Source organism: Rothia endophytica (assembly GCF_928381505.1).
In the GTDB taxonomy this organism is placed as follows: Bacteria; Actinomycetota; Actinomycetes; order Actinomycetales; family Micrococcaceae; genus Rothia; species Rothia endophytica_A.
Window position 1 is genome coordinate 283,614 of the sequence record NZ_CAKMSJ010000002.1, and the last position, 18,511, is coordinate 302,124.

Annotated in this window: 12 protein-coding genes and 1 tRNA gene; 6 read left to right on the top strand and 7 right to left on the bottom strand. The window is 55.5% G+C overall.

The features are described 5' to 3' along the window. Window positions 1–172: 172 nt before the first annotated feature. The 3 genes from adhP (at window position 173) to L6990_RS03300 (ending at window position 7,722) form a co-directional block, all read left to right on the top strand. Complete coding sequence (gene adhP, locus L6990_RS03290) at window positions 173–1,207, top strand: alcohol dehydrogenase AdhP (RefSeq protein WP_237202760.1); 1,035 nt, start codon at window positions 173–175, stop codon at window positions 1,205–1,207. 361 nt (window positions 1,208–1,568) lie between these two features. Then, on the top strand, window positions 1,569–6,266 hold the full coding sequence (gene gltB, locus L6990_RS03295; RefSeq protein WP_237202638.1) for a glutamate synthase large subunit: 4,698 nt from the start codon (window positions 1,569–1,571) through the stop codon (window positions 6,264–6,266). After that, window positions 6,259–7,722 carry a glutamate synthase subunit beta gene (locus L6990_RS03300; RefSeq protein ID WP_237202639.1) on the top strand — a complete coding sequence of 488 codons (1,464 nt, stop codon included), beginning with the start codon at window positions 6,259–6,261 and terminating at the stop codon, window positions 7,720–7,722. Before gltB ends, L6990_RS03300 begins: the two co-directional genes overlap by 8 nt. Before the next feature lie 188 nt (window positions 7,723–7,910). Here the strand turns inward: L6990_RS03300 and L6990_RS03305 are convergent, their stop codons facing one another. Beyond that, window positions 7,911–8,474, bottom strand: a complete 564-nt coding sequence (locus L6990_RS03305) for a flavodoxin domain-containing protein (protein WP_237202640.1) — start codon at window positions 8,472–8,474, stop codon at window positions 7,911–7,913. 30 nt (window positions 8,475–8,504) lie between these two features. Further along, the gene (locus L6990_RS03310) at window positions 8,505–9,089 is read right to left on the bottom strand and encodes a flavodoxin domain-containing protein (protein WP_237202641.1); all 585 of its coding nucleotides are present in this window, start codon (window positions 9,087–9,089) and stop codon (window positions 8,505–8,507) included. 331 nt (window positions 9,090–9,420) lie between these two features. On the opposite strand from L6990_RS03310, the gene pyk reads away from it, so the two are divergent. Continuing rightward, window positions 9,421–10,890: a pyruvate kinase gene (gene pyk, locus L6990_RS03315; RefSeq protein WP_237202642.1), complete on the top strand. Its 1,470-nt coding sequence runs from the start codon at window positions 9,421–9,423 to the stop codon at window positions 10,888–10,890. 229 nt (window positions 10,891–11,119) lie between these two features. Here the strand turns inward: pyk and L6990_RS03320 are convergent, their stop codons facing one another. Both L6990_RS03320 and L6990_RS03325 read right to left on the bottom strand, forming a co-directional pair. Then, a complete protein-coding gene (locus tag L6990_RS03320; RefSeq protein WP_237202643.1) occupies window positions 11,120–11,938 on the bottom strand; it encodes an alpha/beta fold hydrolase in 819 nt (272 codons plus the stop codon). Between the two features lie 173 nt (window positions 11,939–12,111). Then, a tRNA-Leu gene (locus tag L6990_RS03325) sits at window positions 12,112–12,195 on the bottom strand. Window positions 12,196–12,429: 234 nt separating this feature from the next. On the opposite strand from L6990_RS03325, the gene L6990_RS03330 reads away from it, so the two are divergent. Next, window positions 12,430–13,044, top strand: coding sequence for an ANTAR domain-containing response regulator (locus L6990_RS03330; RefSeq protein WP_237202644.1), 615 nt, complete (start codon window positions 12,430–12,432; stop codon window positions 13,042–13,044). A 73-nt stretch (window positions 13,045–13,117) separates the two neighbouring features. Here L6990_RS03330 and L6990_RS03335 read toward each other — a convergent pair whose 3' ends face one another. From L6990_RS03335 to L6990_RS03345, 3 genes are all read right to left on the bottom strand, one after another. Further along, window positions 13,118–13,288 (bottom strand): hypothetical protein, encoded by a 171-nt coding sequence (locus L6990_RS03335; protein WP_237202645.1) that lies wholly within the window; start codon window positions 13,286–13,288, stop codon window positions 13,118–13,120. A gap of 128 nt (window positions 13,289–13,416) precedes the next feature. Then, a complete protein-coding gene (locus L6990_RS03340; RefSeq protein WP_237202646.1) occupies window positions 13,417–14,682 on the bottom strand; it encodes a dicarboxylate/amino acid:cation symporter in 1,266 nt (421 codons plus the stop codon). 219 nt (window positions 14,683–14,901) lie between these two features. Beyond that, entirely contained in the window at window positions 14,902–15,378 is a 477-nt protein-coding gene (locus L6990_RS03345) for a PaaI family thioesterase (protein WP_237202647.1), read from the bottom strand. 148 nt (window positions 15,379–15,526) lie between these two features. Here L6990_RS03345 and polA point away from each other — a divergent pair, with 148 nt between their 5' ends. Then, on the top strand, window positions 15,527–18,304 hold the full coding sequence (gene polA / locus L6990_RS03350; RefSeq protein WP_237202761.1) for a DNA polymerase I: 2,778 nt from the start codon (window positions 15,527–15,529) through the stop codon (window positions 18,302–18,304). Window positions 18,305–18,511: the final 207 nt, after the last annotated feature.

The window sequence follows — 18,511 nt, forward strand, 5'->3', positions numbered from 1 at the left end:
GGACCTGCCCTCAACGGCTGTCAACCATTCGGGTTTTGGGTGACTTAACACTTAATATTTCTCAGTCTATAATCTCCTACAATCTTGGACTAACGTGCTGCTCTGAGTAGATTGATAGTGAGTCGCCGTACAGCGACCCCCGCACCAGACAAAGGAGACCCCCGTGACCACCATGAAAGCAGTTGTTGTTTCTGACCGTCTTGACGGAACCGTCGATATCAAGGACGTCCCCATCCCCGAGGTGGGCCACGGTCAGGTCCTTGCCAAGATTGAATACTCCGGTGTGTGCCACACCGACCTGCACGTAGCTGCCAGTGACTTCGGCGAAAAGCCTGGCCGAATTCTCGGCCACGAGGGCGTCGGCGTCATTACCGAGGTGGGCCCCGGTGTGGAGCACCTACAGGTGGGCGACCGGGTGAGCGTCCCCTGGTTCTTCAAGGGCTGCGGTCACTGTGAATACTGTGTGGACGGCCGCGCCACTCTCTGCCGATCAGTCATCAACGCTGGCTACACTGCTGATGGTGGTATGAGTGAATACACCCTGCTCTACGCTGACTACACCGTCAAGGTGCCCGATGCTCTGGACCCGGTCGAGGCTACCTCCATTACCTGCGCCGGTGTCACCACGTATAAGGCCATCAAGGAGTCGGGTATCCGCCCCGGTCAATGGTTGGTAGCTTTCGGTGCTGGCGGTCTGGGTAACCTAGCGGTGCAGTACGCTAAGAATGTCTTTGGGGCCCAGGTGATTGCCGTAGATATCAACGAAGACAAGCTGCTACTGGCTAAGGACAGCGGCGCTGATGTGGTGATCAACGGAAAGAACGTTGAAAGCGTCGAAGAAGAGATTAAGAACGTGACCGGTGGGGTGGGTGCCCACACTGCTGTCGTCACCGCAGTATCTAAGGTTGCCTTTAACCAGGCTGTAGAGTCAGTTCGAGCCGGTGGCACCGTGGTGGCTGTTGGGCTACCCACCGAGTCAATGGACCTCAGCATTCCCCGCCTGGTACTGGATGGCATACGGGTGCAGGGGTCGCTGGTAGGTACTAGCCAGGATCTGGAAGAAGCCTTTGCTTTCGGCGCCCAGGGTTTGATTAAGCCCGTGGTTCAGCTCCGCCCGGTTGAGGACGTCCAGGCTATCTTTGACGAGATGCACGCAGGGCTTATCAACGGACGCATGGTGCTAGATTTCACCGGAGAAACCAAGTAATCCGGTTGGTATAAAAAGGGGCGGTGGCTGGTGCCACCGCCCCTCTTTTTTGCTGAGATATGAGACGTCTAGTTCGAAATATGAGAAATTATGTTGCTTTTATGTTTCCGACTGCCGGGTTTTGTAAACAAAAAGGCAAATAATTATGAAAGAAAAGTGTTGTCTAATGAGGGAAATGGGGCAGGGGGTGCCCTGATTTTTTCCTGGTTTTACAGGGAGGTAGGCCAGAGTTTTCCCTTGGGGGCTCGTTGGCTCCCAATGAATGACGAGCAAGGGTGGCGAATACGTTTACATTTCTGTAATAGCGCCGCACCATATTGGATGGCAGACACCCGGCACACGCTAATAGGAAGGGTCACCCATGCACAGAACACCAGCCCAGGGCTTGTCAGCTGCTGAAGATTTCACTGTGGACCCCCACACCAAGAACCACGCGCCCTCGCCCTTTACCACTTTTGCCAACCTGCCTGAAGCGCAGGGGCTCTACAAGCCTGACGCTGAGAAGGACGCCTGCGGTCTGGCCATGGTTGCCACCCTACGCGGTGAACCCGGCCATGACATCGTGGATTACGCCCTCACTGCGCTGCGCCGTCTTGAGCACCGCGGTGCTGTAGGCGCTGACGAAGGCACCGGCGACGGCGCGGGTATTCTCCTGCAAATCCCCGATGCCTTCTTGCGTGAGGTGGTTGACTTTGAACTGCCCCCTCTGGGCAAGTATGCGGTCGGTACAGCCTACTTGCCGACCGGCGGGGTAGATGTTGATGACAAGCAGAAGGCACTTGCCGATATTGCTCAGCGTGAGGGCCTGCGCGTCCTGGGCTGGCGCCAAGTTCCTGTTAACCCCGATATCGTGGGTAAGTCAGCCCGCGAGGTTATGCCTCACTTCGTTCAGATGTTCATTGCCGAGGCATCGGGCGATTCTAACGATGCGGTCAACGCTCCTTTTACGGGACACATCCCCGTCATTGATCTTGATCCTCAGGCAGAGCGCCGCCAGCTGGATCAAAAGGCTTTCTGCGTGCGTAAACGGGCGCAACACAAGTTGGGAGTTTACTTCCCCTCCTTCTCCTCTCGCACCATTGTCTACAAGGGCATGTTGACTACCGCCCAGCTAGAACCCTTCTACCCTGATCTTTCCGACGCTCGCTTTGCCACCAAACTGGCAATCGTTCACTCGCGTTTCTCGACCAACACCTTCCCCTCTTGGCCGCTAGCCCAGCCCTTCCGCACCATTGCTCACAACGGCGAAATCAATACGGTCAAGGGCAACCGCAACTGGATGCGTGCCCGCCAGTCCCAGCTCAAGTCCCCGGTGCTGGGCCGCAACCCTGAAGAGCTCTTTCCGATTTGTTCGGTCGGTGCATCTGACTCTCAATCCTTTGACGAGGTGGCCGAGCTACTCATGCTCTCAGGCCGTTCAGCAGCCCAGGTGCTGATGATGATGGTGCCCGAGGCCTGGGAAAACCACGAGACCATGGACGCCGACCGCCGCGCCTTCTACCGCTACCACTCCTCCCTGATGGAGCCCTGGGACGGCCCCGCAGCGATTGCCTTTACCGACGGTGACGCCGTGGGCTCGGTGCTCGACCGCAACGGGCTGCGTCCTGGTCGCTACTGGGTCACCGATGATGGCTTGGTCGTGCTGGCCTCCGAGGTGGGCGTGGTTGATATCCCCGAATCCAAGATTGTTGAAAAGGGCAGGGTCTCGCCGGGCAAGATGTTCTACGTGGACACCGAAGCCGGCCGACTGGTGCCCGATGAAGAAGTTAAGGCAGCCGTTGCCGCTGAACAGCCCTGGGCTACCTGGGCTGAAGAGAACATCGTAAATCTGGCTGATTTGCCCGACCGTGAGCACGTGCGTGCCGCCCGCAAGTCAATTCTCAAGCGCCAGCAGACCTTTGGATACACCGAAGAAGAACTGCGCAAGATTCTGGCTCCCATGGCAGCAACCGGTGCTGAGCCTATCTACGCCATGGGTACTGATACGCCCATCGCGGTGCTCTCTAAGCGTCACCGTCTGCTCTTTGACTACTTTGTGCAGTCCTTCGCCCAGGTGACCAACCCGCCGCTGGATTCCATTCGTGAAGAGCTGGTGACCAGTCTCAAAACCTCTATCGGTGCTGACGGCAACCTGCTGCGTAATGGGCGGGTACGGGTCAACCACGTTGAGCTGGACTTCCCGGTGATTAACAATGATGAGCTGGATAAGATTCTGCATATTGATGATGAGGACGGCGCGCCGGCGGCTGTAAAGGTCTCCGGGCTCTACCCCTCACACGGTGGGGAAGCTGCCCTGCGTGAGCGTCTGGCTGAGATTTGTGAGCAGGTCTCTGCTGCGGTTGAGCGCGGCGTCCAGTTCCTCATTCTTTCTGACCGTAACTCTAACGGAGCCTGGGCTCCCATCCCGTCCCTGCTGCTGACCAGCGCTGTTCACCATCACCTCTTGCGCAGCGCTACCCGCACCAAGGTTGCCCTGATTGTTGAAGCGGGTGACGTGCGCGAGGTCCACCATGTTGCCACCCTCATTGGCTACGGTGCCTCAGCGGTCAACCCCTACCTGGCTATGGAGTCCGTTGAAGAGCTGGTAGCTCAGGGTGAAATCACCGGTGTCACTGAAGCTGAGGCTGTCTATAACCTCATCAAGGCACTGGGCAAGGGCCTGCAAAAGATTATGTCCAAGATGGGTATCTCAACGGTATCTTCCTACTGCGGCGCCCAGACTTTTGAAGCCCTGGGTCTGTCCCAGAGCCTGGTTGACCAATTCTTTACCGGCACCCACTCCCAAATGGACGGCGTGGGGCTAGGCGTAATTGAAGCTGAAATCCGCAAGCGTCACCACGATGCCTACCCCGATGACGGTGTGGCGGTACCTTATCGCGCTCTTGAAACAGGCGGCGAGTATGACTGGCGTCGGGAGGGCCCACCCCACCTCTTCAACCCGCAGACCATCTTCCGGCTGCAGCACTCCACCAAGACCCGCCGCTATGACATCTTCAAGAGCTACACCAAGCTCGTCGATGATCAGGCTAAGGATCTCATGACCCTGCGCGGCCTCTTCACCTTTGATAGCAACCGCACCCCGGTACCCCTGGACGAGGTGGAGTCAGTTTCCTCCATCGTCAAGCGTTTCTCAACCGGTGCCATGTCCTACGGCTCTATTTCCAAGGAAGCCCACGAGACACTGGCGATTGCTATGAATCAGCTTGGCGCTAAGTCCAACACTGGTGAGGGTGGCGAGGACGTTGACCGCCTGCTGGACCCCACTCGCCGGTCGGCTATCAAACAGGTTGCATCGGGCCGCTTTGGTGTCACCTCTCTCTACCTCACCAATGCTGATGACATCCAGATCAAGATGGCGCAGGGTGCTAAGCCCGGTGAGGGTGGGCAGCTCATGGCAGCCAAGGTTTACCCCTGGGTTGCTGCGACCCGCCATTCCACCCCCGGCGTCACTCTGATTTCACCTCCGCCGCATCACGATATTTACTCCATCGAGGATCTGGCCCAGCTGATATATGACTGCAAGCGCGCTAACCCCAGCGCTCGTGTGCACGTCAAGCTGGTTTCTGAAGTCGGTGTTGGCACTGTAGCAGCCGGTGTCACCAAAGCTAAGGCCGATGTCGTACTCATCTCTGGCCACGACGGCGGTACCGGCGCTGCGCCCCTCAACTCCCTCAAGCACGCTGGTGCGCCGTGGGAACTTGGCCTGGCTGAAGCCCAGCAGACCCTGTTGCTCAACGGCCTACGTAACCGTGTGGTCGTTCAGGCAGATGGCCAGCTCAAGACCGGCCGAGACGTCATCATCGCTGCCTTGCTGGGGGCTGAAGAATTCGGCTTCGCGACCGCCCCGCTCATCGTTGAGGGCTGCATCATGATGCGTAAATGTCACCTGGATACCTGCCCGGTGGGTGTTGCCACCCAGAACCCTGATTTGAGGGCGCGCTTTACCGGCCAGGCCCAGCACGTGGTGAACTTCTTTGAGTTCATCGCCGAGGAGGTACGCGAGTATCTGGCAGAGCTGGGCTTCCGCACCCTGGATGAGGCTATCGGCCATGCAGAGGTGCTGGATGTCTCACAGGCGGTGGAGCATTGGAAGGCTTCGGGGCTTGATCTCTCCAAGATTCTTGTCTCAACGGCCAGCCAGTACGGTGCCGATGAAATTCGGAACACCAGCACCCAGGATCACGAGCTGGATGCGCACATCGATAACCGCTTTATTGAGGCGGCTACTGAAACCTTCACAAACCGCCAGAAGGTCAGCATAGATGCCCAGGTGGTCAACACCGACCGCTCCGTGGGCACCATGCTGGGGCATCACGTCACCAAAACCTTTGGTATTGACCTGCTGGAGCCAGGAACGATCAAGCTGAACCTGACCGGTCACGCCGGGCAGTCCCTGGGTGCCTTCCTGCCCGCTGGCATCTCCATCACCCTCACCGGTGACTCCAACGACTACGTCGGCAAGGGGCTCTCAGGCGGTAGCATCACGGTGCGTCCGGACGCCGCCGCACCCCTGAGCTCAGCACAGAACGTCATTGCTGGCAACGTCTGCGGCTATGGCGCGACCAGCGGTGAGATGTTCCTGGGCGGAGCCGTGGGGGAGCGCTTCATGGTTCGTAACTCGGGTGCAACCGCTGTCGCTGAGGGAATTGGCGATCACGGATGCGAATACATGACCGGTGGTCTTGCCCTGATTATCGGTTCGACCGGCAGAAACTTCGGAGCCGGCATGAGTGGCGGTATCGCCTATGTGTTGGATCTTGAAGAGAAGAAGGTCAATAAGCAGGCCCGTGAGACCGGTGAGCTGACCTTCCTGCCCCTGGACGATGCCGACCGTTTAGAAGTGCAAAACCTCTTAGAGCGGCACCTAGACCACACCGGATCGTCTCGGGCTGAAGAACTACTGGCTAATCTAGATACTACTTTTGACCGCATCACTAAGGTGCTTCCCCGCGACTTCGCCGCTGTGCAGCTGATTCGTGCCGAGGCAGAAGCCGCCGGTGAAGACACCGCATCAATGCAGGTTTGGAACAAGATTTTGGAGGTGACCGCTCGTGGCTGATCCTCGCGGTTTTCTAAAAGTAACCACCCGTCAAGACCGCCCCAAGCGCCCCGTGCCGGTGCGTATTCTTGACTTCAACGAGGTGCAGGTAGCGCAGAATTCTGCCGTCCTTAAAACGCAGGCATCGCGTTGCATGGACTGCGGTGTGCCCTTCTGTCACCAGGGTTGCCCACTGGGCAATCTGATTCCTGAGTGGAATGATCTGACCTGGCGGGGCCAAAGGGCTCAGGCCGTTGAACGCCTGCATGCTACCAACAACTTCCCGGAGTTCACTGGACGCGTCTGCCCCGCACCCTGCGAAACCTCCTGCGTGCTGGGGATCAACCAGCCTGCGGTAACCATTAAGCAGATTGAGTACTCTATTGCTGAGCAGGCTTTTGAGAATGGTCTAATTGAGCCGATTATGCCCGACCGCATGCTGGGTAAAACGGTAGCTGTGGTTGGTTCTGGCCCGGCAGGTTTGGCTGCCGCCCAGCAGCTGACCCAGGCTGGCTTTACCGTCGCGGTCTTTGAACGGGACGATAGGGTTGGCGGCTTGTTGCGCTACGGTATCCCTGATTTCAAGCTGGAAAAAGATATTGTGGACCGCCGCATCGCGGTCATGGAGGCAGAAGGCACCCGCTTTAGAACCGGTATCGAAATCGGTAGTGACATCACTTGGGATGACCTCAAGAAGCGTTATGACGCCGTTATCGTGGCAACCGGTGCCACGCAGCCGCGTGCGCTGGATATTCCCGGTGCCAACCTAGAGGGCGTACACTTCGCCATGCCTTATCTGACCGAGTCAAACCGCGTGGTGGCTGGTGACCTCGCTGAGCCCACCATCAACGCAGCGGGAAAGAACGTTATTGTTTTGGGTGGTGGCGATACCGGTAGCGACTGTATCGGTACCGCAGTGCGTCAGGGCGCGGCGTCTATTACCACACTGGCTATTGGGGCCCAGCCCCCGGCTGACCGCGCGGATCACGAACCCTGGCCCATGTTCCCCAAGGTCTTTGAAGTATCGTCCTCCCACGAAGAAGGCGGTGAGCGCAGCTACCTTGCCTCCACCGTGGAGTTTGTGGGTCAGAACGGTAAATTGACCGGGCTCAAGGTGGCTGAAACCGAAATCAGCGGGGACGGGCGCCGCGGCCCCAAGGCCGGCACCGAGCGCGTTATTCCCGCTGACCTGGTCTTCCTAGCCCTTGGTTTCACCGGTCAAGAGAACAGCGATATCAGTGAGCAGGTAGGCGCAGAGCTGGATGCTCGCACCAATGTGGCACGCGCTGAGGACTACATGACTAACGTCCCCGGTATCTTCTCCTGTGGGGACGCCGGGCGCGGCCAGTCCCTGGTGGTGTGGGCTATCGCTGAGGGGCGTGCCTGCGCTGCCTCGGTAGAACGGCACCTGACCGGCTCAACTGTTCTACCGGAGCCGGTGCTACCCAGCCACCGGGCCATTGATTTAGCGCTCTAACTTGAAAATAGAGGGATATTCATAGGTACAAAATTTCCGTTAACAGGGAGGGCATGGGCAAGCTGACCCTCTCGCCCGGTTCGCTTCGCTCACAAGGCGATTCACGCCAGCCCCGAGCCAGCATGCCCATGCCCTGCCTGTCAGCTCTGTGATTTTATGAGTAACCCTTGTATGACAGTTTGTGAAATCTAGCCCAGATTTTCTCGTACCAGTTGTATCAGAGGGGCGCAGGCCTCGGGTGAGCTGTAATCTACGGTTTTCTGCGAGAAGCTGTCCAACATTTGCTGGTTAGCCACCGACTTCTTGGGGATTGCCGCAATGGCAGAACGGATACCAATCATGACCGTCTTGTGCTTTAGAGACAGGCGAGTATGGTCGAGTGCGCCCCTGAAGTGGAAGATGCCGTTGGCATGATCGACCAGAGCCTCACCCACATTCTTGCGTAGAATTCCGTCGAGTTTTTCCTGGGGCGCACCGTCCAACCCGCTAAACGAAACGGTGAAAAGAGTTAGGGGCTGAGCCAGTAGCTGATTGACAAGTTTTTTGAGCTCGGAAGATTCGGTGAGAAGCCCACCGTAGTCGCTCAGCCCAGCAACCACCATATCCGCTTCGGCTAGGAGAGATGGGCTGATATCAGAAGCTGCTACTACCTCTGTCTGCACCCCAGCTTGGCTTAGCTCTTCTGCTATCCAATGCGCGTACCGTTCAGTACTGCCGTACTGGCTTCCGTAAATGAGCACGACCCGACTCATCGTTGTTTCCCTTCTAGTGGGCTGAGAGCTCTACGCTAGCTCTTCGAGGTAGATTTTCACCTGATCTACCAGCGGATCAATCCACTGGCGATTGGTGTGGTCAGCTCCACCGTTTTCAAACGCTTCAATAAGCTGCTTGTCGTACTCGTTCTGTCTGGGCTTGAGCTTATAGGCAGTCTTCACACCGGTAAGTGCTGTCTTGTGGAGCTTGGACATTTCGCTCATCTTCAAGCCACCGCGGAAGTGGAAAGCTGGCCTGTCCCCGGCAACTTCGGCCTTGTAGCTCTTCATGACGCGGTCATCCAGGTAGGAACGGGGGTAGACCTCTGTGCCATTGAAAGAAACGGTATAAAAGAGGCGGCGATCAACGGTAAGCATGGCTTCACGACGCTTACGGAGGGTGGGTGCGCCGGTCAAGAAGCCACCCAGGTAGCTGGCACCCACAATCAAAATGTCTGCGCTTTTAATGAGTTCGTCGGTTGCTTCTGCGACTGGAGATAGCTTGACGGTGGGCGCTTGGGGGAGTGCTCGCAAGTCTTCGGCAATCCACGTGGCGTAGCGTTCAGTGTGGCCGTAGGTGGAACCGAAGAGAATAATAACCGTGGGGGCGTTCATAGCAACCTTTGCAAGTGGGTGAAAGCGGTGCGCTGTGGTGCATCTTTTAGAATACGCGCCTTGTTTGACGCTCTCAAACATAAACGAGTGTGGCAAGCCAAAAGATTTTGCTTGGTGACCGTTTATGTTTGTTTTTGTGGGGTTTGAAGTGTCATTGTTGGTAAATGTGGGGTAAAACGTCCCCCAAAACCCCATGAAACCACGTACAATGGACTGTGGACATGTTGGTTTTATGCTGACTATATGGGAGCCTGTTGGCTACCTCGATGAGTATCTCAACGATGGTTGCCTGCGCAGGTAGCCCAGCCCCTACAAAACATAAGGTTGATTGATGAGACGCGCAAAGATTGTTTGTACCATTGGCCCCGCAATTTCTGCCCCCGAGAAAATTGCAGCTGCTATCGAAGCTGGCATGAATGTTGCCCGACTAAACATGAGCCACGGTGACCACGAGGTTCACACTAACTCATACGCAACGATTCGAGAGCAAGCTGAGAAGCTGGGTAAGAATGTTGCGATCCTTGCTGATTTGCAGGGCCCTAAAATTCGCCTAGAAACCTTCAAAAACGGCGCTGAAGTTCTTGAGCCCGGTGACACTTTCAAGATCACCACTGAAGATGTTGAAGGCACCAAGGAAATCTGTGGAACCACTTTCAAGGGTCTGCCCGGTGACGTCAAGCCCGGCGATACCCTGCTGATTGATGATGGCAAGATCCGTCTAGAAGCTATTGAGGTTGACGCTACGACCGTCACTACGCGCGTTGTCGTGGGTGGCCCTATCTCCAATAACAAGGGCATCAACCTGCCTGGCGTTGCCGTATCAATTCCTGCGCTGACCGAAAAGGACGAGCGCGACCTGCGTTTTGCCCTGAACATGGGTGTCGATATCATCGCTCTTTCTTTCGTGCGTAGCGGCGATGACGTCACCCGCGTTCACGAAATCATGGAAGAAGAAGGCCGCCGTATTGCGGTTATTGCTAAGGTCGAGAAGCCTCAGGCTGTTGAAAATCTGCAGGATATCGTCGACAAGTTCGATGGCATCATGGTGGCTCGTGGTGATTTGGGTGTTGAGTTCCCCCTCGAAGAGGTCCCCCTCGTTCAGAAGCGCGCGATTGAACTTGCACGCCGCTGGGCAAAGCCGGTTATCGTGGCGACTCAGGTACTGGAAACCATGATTCAGAACCCCACTCCCACCCGTGCAGAGGCATCTGACTGCGCTAACGCTATTCTTGATGGCGCGGACGCTGTCATGCTCTCTGGTGAGACTTCTGTGGGCAAATACCCCATCATCACCATCCAGACCATGGCTCGCATTATTAGCTCCACCGAGGAGCGCGGTCTCTTCCGTGTTCCTGAGCTGGGTACATCACCCAAGACTCGCGGTGGCGCTATTACCCGCGCGGCGGTCAATATTGCTGACCAGCTGGACGTCAAGTACATTGCTGCTTTCACCCAGTCCGGTGATACCGCCCGCCGTCTGGCGCGTCTGCGTCCTGTTAAGCCCGTGCTGGCTATGACTCCTAAGCCTGAGGTTCGTGCCTTCCTGTCGCTGCTCTGGGGCGTGGAGGCTGTTCTGGCTCCTGCTGCCAATGACACCGATGAGATGACCGCTGTGGTTGACCGCTACATTCTGGCTAACAACCTGGCTGAGGCTAACGATTTGATTGTTATGGCTGCCGGTTCACCTCCCGGTGTGGCTGGTTCTACCAACACCGTGAAGGTTCACCGCGTTGGCGACCTGGACGACGCCGGGGCGGTCCTGCCCGAGGATCGCGAGTCGGTTGGTCCCTTCCACGAATAAGTCTCTGTCTGCCAATCTAGGCTAGAGAACTGAAAGCTCGCCCCGCTTACTGTGAGCGGGTCGAGCTTTTTGCTTGTACGTTTAATTCTGCAATTGTTATTGGAGTCAGGATGCTAGCTACTTCAGGGCCTTGTTAATGAGCAGCTCCTTACGGTATCTTTAGCTCATCCAGGCTAATCAGGCAGGTTGTTTGAAGTGAACCTCGTGGGTCAGATGTCAGCGTTCGTGGTCATGGCAGCCAAGCCTGTAAACGCTGAGCCAGCCACCCCGGTCTCTGTAGCGGAATACCGTGACCGCAATCGGCGACAATTTCTGCCTCGCACCCCGATTGTGAATCTGCTAGCAGGTTGGCTGACGTTCGCATCATCGGCCGTTCAGCTTCGCCGACGAGTACCAATGAGTCGCCCGGAAACTCTGCCCATGATTCTGGGATTGAGAACCTGATGTTCTCACCCACCGAAGCAAGCAGAGTTTCAAGTGAAAGCGACCGCGACGTTCGAAGATAGGCCGGGAACAACGCGGATGGAATAAAGAGCTCTTTGGCTTGGGCCCTAGCGAAGTGTTCATTTTTCGCAAGAGGGGCGGCCATTCTGAGCGTTGCAAGAGTTGCGGCAGGCCACTTGGCTGGCTTTGCTTGGGCACTGATAATTCCGACTCTTTCTACAAGGTCGGGTCGTTGGGATGCGAGAAGGATGGCGAGCTGTGCTCCCAGCGAGAAACCAATCACAGTCACAGGACTACCCTCATAGCCCTCAAAGAGCGAAATCAAGGTGTTTACCGTCTGCTGATGCGAGCGATACGGCAGATTCGCGCTATGATCATGACCGGGAAGATCCGGCACGAGAAAACTGTAATCGGTCTCGAGCTGTTCCAGTAAAGGTCGCCACATCCACCCGGCAACACCGCCGCCATGAAGTAGCAGCAGCGTCTCTTCCTTAAGCCCAATGGTAGTTTCTACATACACCCCAGAGGTGTCCACGCTGCCCCTCCAACTCATGCCTGTTCTCTTGATGTATGGCTGTTCATTTAAACAGATCTTATAGTCCACTGCTCACCTAATAGAAATATATTTTAGAAAGACTTAGTCGTAGTCCGAAGTTGTCTAGTGTCAGTTTTTATTCTGAAACCCCTAGCATGGTGTTAAGTATGGGAGCAGAGTCAACAAAAAACACCCTCCTGTCAACAGGAGGGTGTTTGTTATGTACCTGGCTAGGCTTTTGCTGGTGCCCAAGGTGGGACTTGAACCCACACTCTAAAAGAACCGCATTTTGAGTGCGGCGCGTCTGCCAATTCCGCCACTTGGGCTTGCTTCAGAGAGCACTTCTACTGTACACAAGCCTGCTCAGAAAAGCGAATTGGAGTGGACTGTGGCAAGGTTCAGCACTCAATCACCCTTCTAAGACGGAATATTAAACATACAATTAGAACGGTAGTACGCACCGTCACCCGCGTAAAGAAGCGCATAAAGTTCGGTTCGTGCGAAAATAAAGACACAGAGTTAAAACTTGTGACGCTGAATTGACTGAAGGAGCCACGGGAATGTCAGAGCAGACCCCCCTAGAATCCGAGAACCACGATCAGCAGCCGGCACGCACCGTCGTTGTAGCTGAAGACGAAGCGCTCATTCGCCTAGATATCGTAGAAATTCTCAAAGACCAGGGATTTGAAGTGCTTGCTGAGACCGATAACGGCAAGACCGCGGTTGAACTAGCAGAAAAGCACCGCCCAGATCTGGTGCTGATGGACGTCAAAATGCCCATTATGGACGGTATCGAAGCTGCCGGTCTTATCAATGAGAAAGAGCTAGCACCCGTAGTTTTGCTCACCGCCTTTAGCCAAAAAGAACTGGTAGATCGAGCAACTGAGGCCGGTGCTATGGCCTACGTGGTCAAGCCTTTCTCACCCAATGACCTCATTCCCGCTATTGAAGTTGCCATGAGCCGTTACGAGCAGCTTCGTGCACTCAAGAGCGAAGTCAGCTCCATTAAGGAACAGTTTGAAACCCGCAAGCTGGTTGACCGCGCCAAGTCGCTGCTCATTACCAAGATGGGGTTGAGCGAACCCGAAGCTTTCCGTTGGATCCAGAAAACTTCAATGGACCGGAGGCTCTCAATGCGAGAGGTCGCAGAGACCATCGTCAAACAGGTTCAATAAAAACCGTCCACATAAGACCGAGCAAAAGACCCGCTGATTCACATATCAGCGGGTCTTTTACTCGATAGTTCGGTTAAAGTTCTTCGCGGCCCTTCTGGGAGCCATTAATTCCCCAGAGGGCGATGGCTGCACTAACGGTGACTGCTGCCCACCAGAGGCCACCTTCGGCAATTGCTAGGGTCGTCACGATGATGGTGATGACCAAGAAGATATTGCCCAGCATCTTACGAGTTGAAGGTTTCACAGAACTTCCTAAAAGAGAACGGTAGTTACCTGACCACTTTACCGTGCAGCCCAGGCCCAGGAATACACCGTAGAAATGAACTGAACCCCGTTCCTTAGTGTCTAAAGAACGGGGTTCAGCGTGTATTTTTAGGCCTGAACTGAAGCGGGCTTCTCAGCTACTTCATCAGTGTCAAGGTCCTTGTCAGCGCCGAAGGCCCGAGCGAAGCGTTCGGTGAGGCTTGCAATTGCGCCGTCACCGGTGACGTTTGTTGCGGTCCCGAAGGAGTCCTGAGCTAGGTAAAGAGCAATCATTAGTGCGATCATTGCGTCATCGAAGCCAAGCATGGACTGTAGCAGGCCGATGGCGGTCATGACAGCGCCACCGGGGACGCCGGGAGCTGCCACCATCATGATGCCCAGTACCAGTACTACGGGAATCATATCAAGGAAGGACAGCGAGCCCGTGGTCATGTAGATAACCGCTACTGCGCAGGAGGTAATGGTAATCATGGAGCCTGAAAGGTGGATGGTGGCACACAGGGGGATTGCGAAGTCCACAATTCTACCCTTGATACCCACCTTTTTCGCTGAGTCAACGGTGACCGGGATGGTAGCTGCCGATGACTGGGTACCAATAGCGGTGAAGTAGGCAGGGAGCATACCCTTGAGCATGCTGAAGGGGTTACGCTTACTAGCTGCACCTGCAACGGAGTACTGAATAGTCAGCATGACCCAGTGCAGAATGATGACCATGATAAAGACCTTGCCGAAGACAGCCAGAATCTGACCGACCTGACCCGCCAGAGTCATGTTGGCGAAGACGCCCACGATGTGTACGGGTAACAAGGGGATGATGACGCGGCCCAGCAGCTTCTCAATGATGATTTGGAAGTCCTGGAAGAGGTGCAGCATATTCTTGGTCTTCAGCGCTGTCAGCCCCAGACCCAGAATGAAGGCAAGAATGAGGGCACTCATCACCGACATGATGGGGTCAAGAGCAAACTCAAGGTAACCCGAAGACAGTGACTCTTCAGGGTTCTCAAAAACTGTCAGCTGCTGACCCCTTAGGATCGTGGGGTAGATAAAGTGGGCTACGGTCACGGCCAGGAAGCCAGCGGCGATGCTCGAGATGTAGGCGAGACCCACCGTCGTGCCCAGAAGCTTGCCAGCTCCCTTAGCTAGAGAACCAATACCGGGCACGATAAAGCCGATAATAATGAGGGGAATGGCAAAGCTGAGGAAGGCGCTGAAAATCGTGGAGAACGATACGAACAGCTGAACCACTAGGTCGGTGGGGATACTGCTACCTAGGACGCTGTTGATGCCATCGATAATGCCGGGGGTAAAGGCGCCGATGAGAATACCGCTAGCGATTGCAACGATAATCCAAACCAGCAGAGGGATCTTCTTCATGGTTCCTCACGGGTTGGGGTTGAGTGCGTGTGTGCACGATGGTTTAGAAGTTTCAGTTTAGGCATATTGCCCTGTTAATGGGCACCTCAGAGTGTCTTTTCGGTCTATTCGTGGGTGGTATCACGCCCATGATTTTCCATACTGAGAAATGCTGGGGTAAACACCGGGAACAGCGCCATACTGTGCTAGGTGAGAGCGCACGTCCCGCTGACTCTGAAGCTACCGCTGGGGTGCGTCAATAATCTGGTTGGTGATGCGTGCAGTGCTAATGATCCTGCCAGATTCATCGGTGATTTCCACGGTGTGTACGCAAACCGTTTTGCCTAGCTTCAGGGAACGGCAGACTCCGGTCACCACTCCTCTGGACGCCGGGCGCAGGTGGGTGATGTTGAGATCAACACCCACTGCGACCTTGCCTTGCTCTGCTACCGAAAGAAAAGCAGCAACAGAACCTAAGGTTTCTGCTAAGGCGGCTGTCGCTCCTCCGTGTAGCAAACCCACTACTTGGGTATTCCCCTCTACCGGCATCGTTGCTACAGAATGTTCTGGTGAAAGCTGCTGGAATTGTATACCCAGCTTTTCAGTGAGACCGTCGAGTCTTAGGCCAGCAAAATAGGTGTGATACTGGGGTGGGATGCCGGCGGACGTTAGCTCGGCTAGTCGTTGATCAGTGATATTGGGTTCTGAAGTAGCCATGAGAATCCTTAGACAGAAGTTGGTCGTTAGAGGGGCGCCAAGTGGAGCGTACCCTCATAAGAGGGTTGCAGACAGGGGTAGAGCAGCCCGGTAGGATGGGTATGTGACTAACTCTAGCGAAACTCCAGCCCAGCCCAACCAAAAACTGATGATCATTGACGGGCATTCTCTTGCCTTTCGCTCCTTCTACGGGGCACCGGTCGATGTCTTTGTCAACGCTGAAGGTCAGCACACGAACGCTGTCTATGGCTTTCTATCGACCCTCTTGAGCCTGATCAAAAGCGAGCAACCCACCCATATTATTGCTGCTTTTGACCTCTCGGGTGGCACCTTCCGCACCGAGCAGTACGGTGAATACAAGGGTGGTCGTAATGAGACGCCGCCTGAATTTTCTGGGCAAATTGAGCTGATTCAGAAGGTTCTAGCAGCCCTGAACATCCCAGCAGTTACCCTGGAGAACTACGAAGCAGATGACATCGTTGCCACTTACACTCGCCAGGGCCGCGAGGCCGGTTTTGAGGTCGCAATTGTTTCTGGCGATAGGGACGCTTTTCAGCTGGTCACCGACACGGTAACGGTTCTCTATCCCGTCACTACCGGCCCCTCTAAGGGCATCAAATACATGACGCCGGCAGCCGTTGAAGAGAAATATAAGGTTGCTCCTCACCTCTACCCCGATCTAGCAGCGTTGACAGGGGAGCAGGCCGATAACCTTCCCGGCGTCCCCGGAGTGGGCCCCGGCTTTGCCGCAAAGTGGATTAACGAGTACGGCAACCTTGACGGTGTGCTGGAAAACGCCGAGAAAATCAAGGGCAAAAAGGGCGAGGCGCTACGGGAGCATATCGAGGATGTGCTGCGCAACCGTCGTTTGAACCGCTTGGTTGATGACCTTGAACTCGAGACCACGCTAGCTGATGCTGACCACTATGGCCCTGAAGCTGAAGAACTAGAAGAACTCTTCAACTACCTAGAATTTAACTCTATTCGCAAGCGAGTGGCTGAAGTTTTTGCTACTCAGCAGGAGGCCGTGCCTGCGGTGGAAATGAGCGTAGAGGACTGTCAGCAGATTGACTCCGCCGCTCAGCTCTTGGAGTTCCTCAACGGCTCGGCCGCTAGTATTGCAGCCGTAGAGCGTACAATTCCCGTCCCGGACCGTCTAGAGTCAGCCGTTACTCTTCTGCCAGTTGTTGATGAAGATTCTCCTGATCATGGGTTTGCTCACGAGAAGAGTCTTCACGGCCTAGTCTTGCTGGCTGGAGCCCGGGCGGCCTACGTAGATTTTGACGGTCTGGCTGATGACATAAGGCTGGCACTCACCAGCTGGCTGGAGGACTCATCCGCCCCCAAAATCATCTTTGACCTCAAGCAGAACTTTAAGTCACTTGCCGGATACGGTTACACACTTGCAGGCGTCATCGAAGACCCGGTGCTTTCCTCCTACGTCTGCGGCTACATTCCCGCAGCTAAGCAGCGCACCTTTAACGGTATGCTCACCGAACTCACAGACCGTTACCTGGAGCTAAGTCTTTCGCAACCTCAACAAGCGCCTACTCAAGGGGAGCTATTCGCGGTTGGCCCCGTGGTCGACCTTGAGCATAACAGCCTTCTGGCGCGCCATATCCAGGAGCTTGCCTATGCCCTTCATGCTGATTTGGTGTCCAAGGAGCAGCTGGGTCTCTACGAGAACATTGAATTGCCGATGGCAAGTGTCCTTGCCCGCATGGAAATTCTTGGCATTGCTTTGGACAGTAATAACGTATCCGAGCTCAAGGACTACTATGGTCAACACGTGGAAAGCGCTACTGAGGCTGCCTATTCGGTACTGGGGCACGAGGTTAACCTGAGCTCACCCAAGCAGTTGCAGGGGGTCCTTTTTGAAGAGTTGGGTCTGCCCACCACCCGTAAGTTGAAGAGTGGTTACTCAACGGACGCTGACTCACTGCAGGGAATCTTGGGTCAGGTGCACGAGGATACCGCCGGAGCTAAGTTTCTGGTTCAGCTGCAGACCTACCGCGACTACCTTAAACTTAAGCAGACAGTTGAAGGTTTGCAGAAGGCAACCGCGGCTGACGGACGCATCCACACCACCTTCCAACAGAACGTGGCAGCGACCGGGCGCCTCTCATCCACGGACCCCAACCTGCAGAACATCCCCATCCGCACGCAGGAAGGTCGCAAGATTCGTGAAGCTTTCGTGGTTGCACCGGAGCCAATTGATGGACAGGAGTACTCAACCCTGCTCACTGCCGACTACTCCCAGATTGAAATGCGCATCATGGTGCACCTCTCGGGGGATGAAAGTCTGATTGAGGCCTACCTTGACGGTGAAGACCTGCACCGCTTCGTTGGTTCTGAGGTCTTCGGTGTGCAGCCAGAAGATGTCACCTCGGAGATGCGTTCCAAGGTAAAGGCGATGTCCTACGGTCTTGCCTACGGTCTTTCACCCTTCGGTCTGTCTAAGCAGTTGGGCATCTCGGTGGATGAGGCAACCAGCCTGCGCACCAACTATTTCAAGCGCTTCGGCAAGGTCGGTAAATTCTTGCGCACCGTTGTCAAAGAAGCTCATAACAATGGCTACACCCAGACCATGTTCGGCCGCCGCCGCTACCTGCCTGATCTGGGCAGCTCAAACCGCCAGCGTCGTGACGCTGCCGAGCGAGCCGCTCTCAACTCACCCATTCAGGGCACCGCTGCAGACATCATCAAGATTGCCATGATTCGCGTTGATGAACGTCTCCGGGCTGAGGGGCTCAGGTCACGTATGCTTCTGCAAATCCACGACGAACTTATTCTTGAAGTTGTCCCCGGTGAAGAAGCCGCAGCTGAGAAGGTACTGACTGAAGAAATGAGTCAGGCAGCTGATTTGCGTGTGCCGCTGGACGTGCAGGTGGGCTGGGGGCGCACCTGGAACGAGGCTGGACACTAGCATGGGCGCTGTTCAACTTCCCGCTCATCCAGCACTGCGCCCGAGTTACTAGTTCTAAGATTAAATATCTAGCGCTTTGAGAACCCCAGCATCATAGTAAGACGAACATCACCCGCTAACTGGGACTTAAAGGGGCGGGCGCCACGGTCAAAAGCGTTGACCTGCACCCTGGCGCCCCCTAGACTAAGGTATGTGGCTGAACTGTGC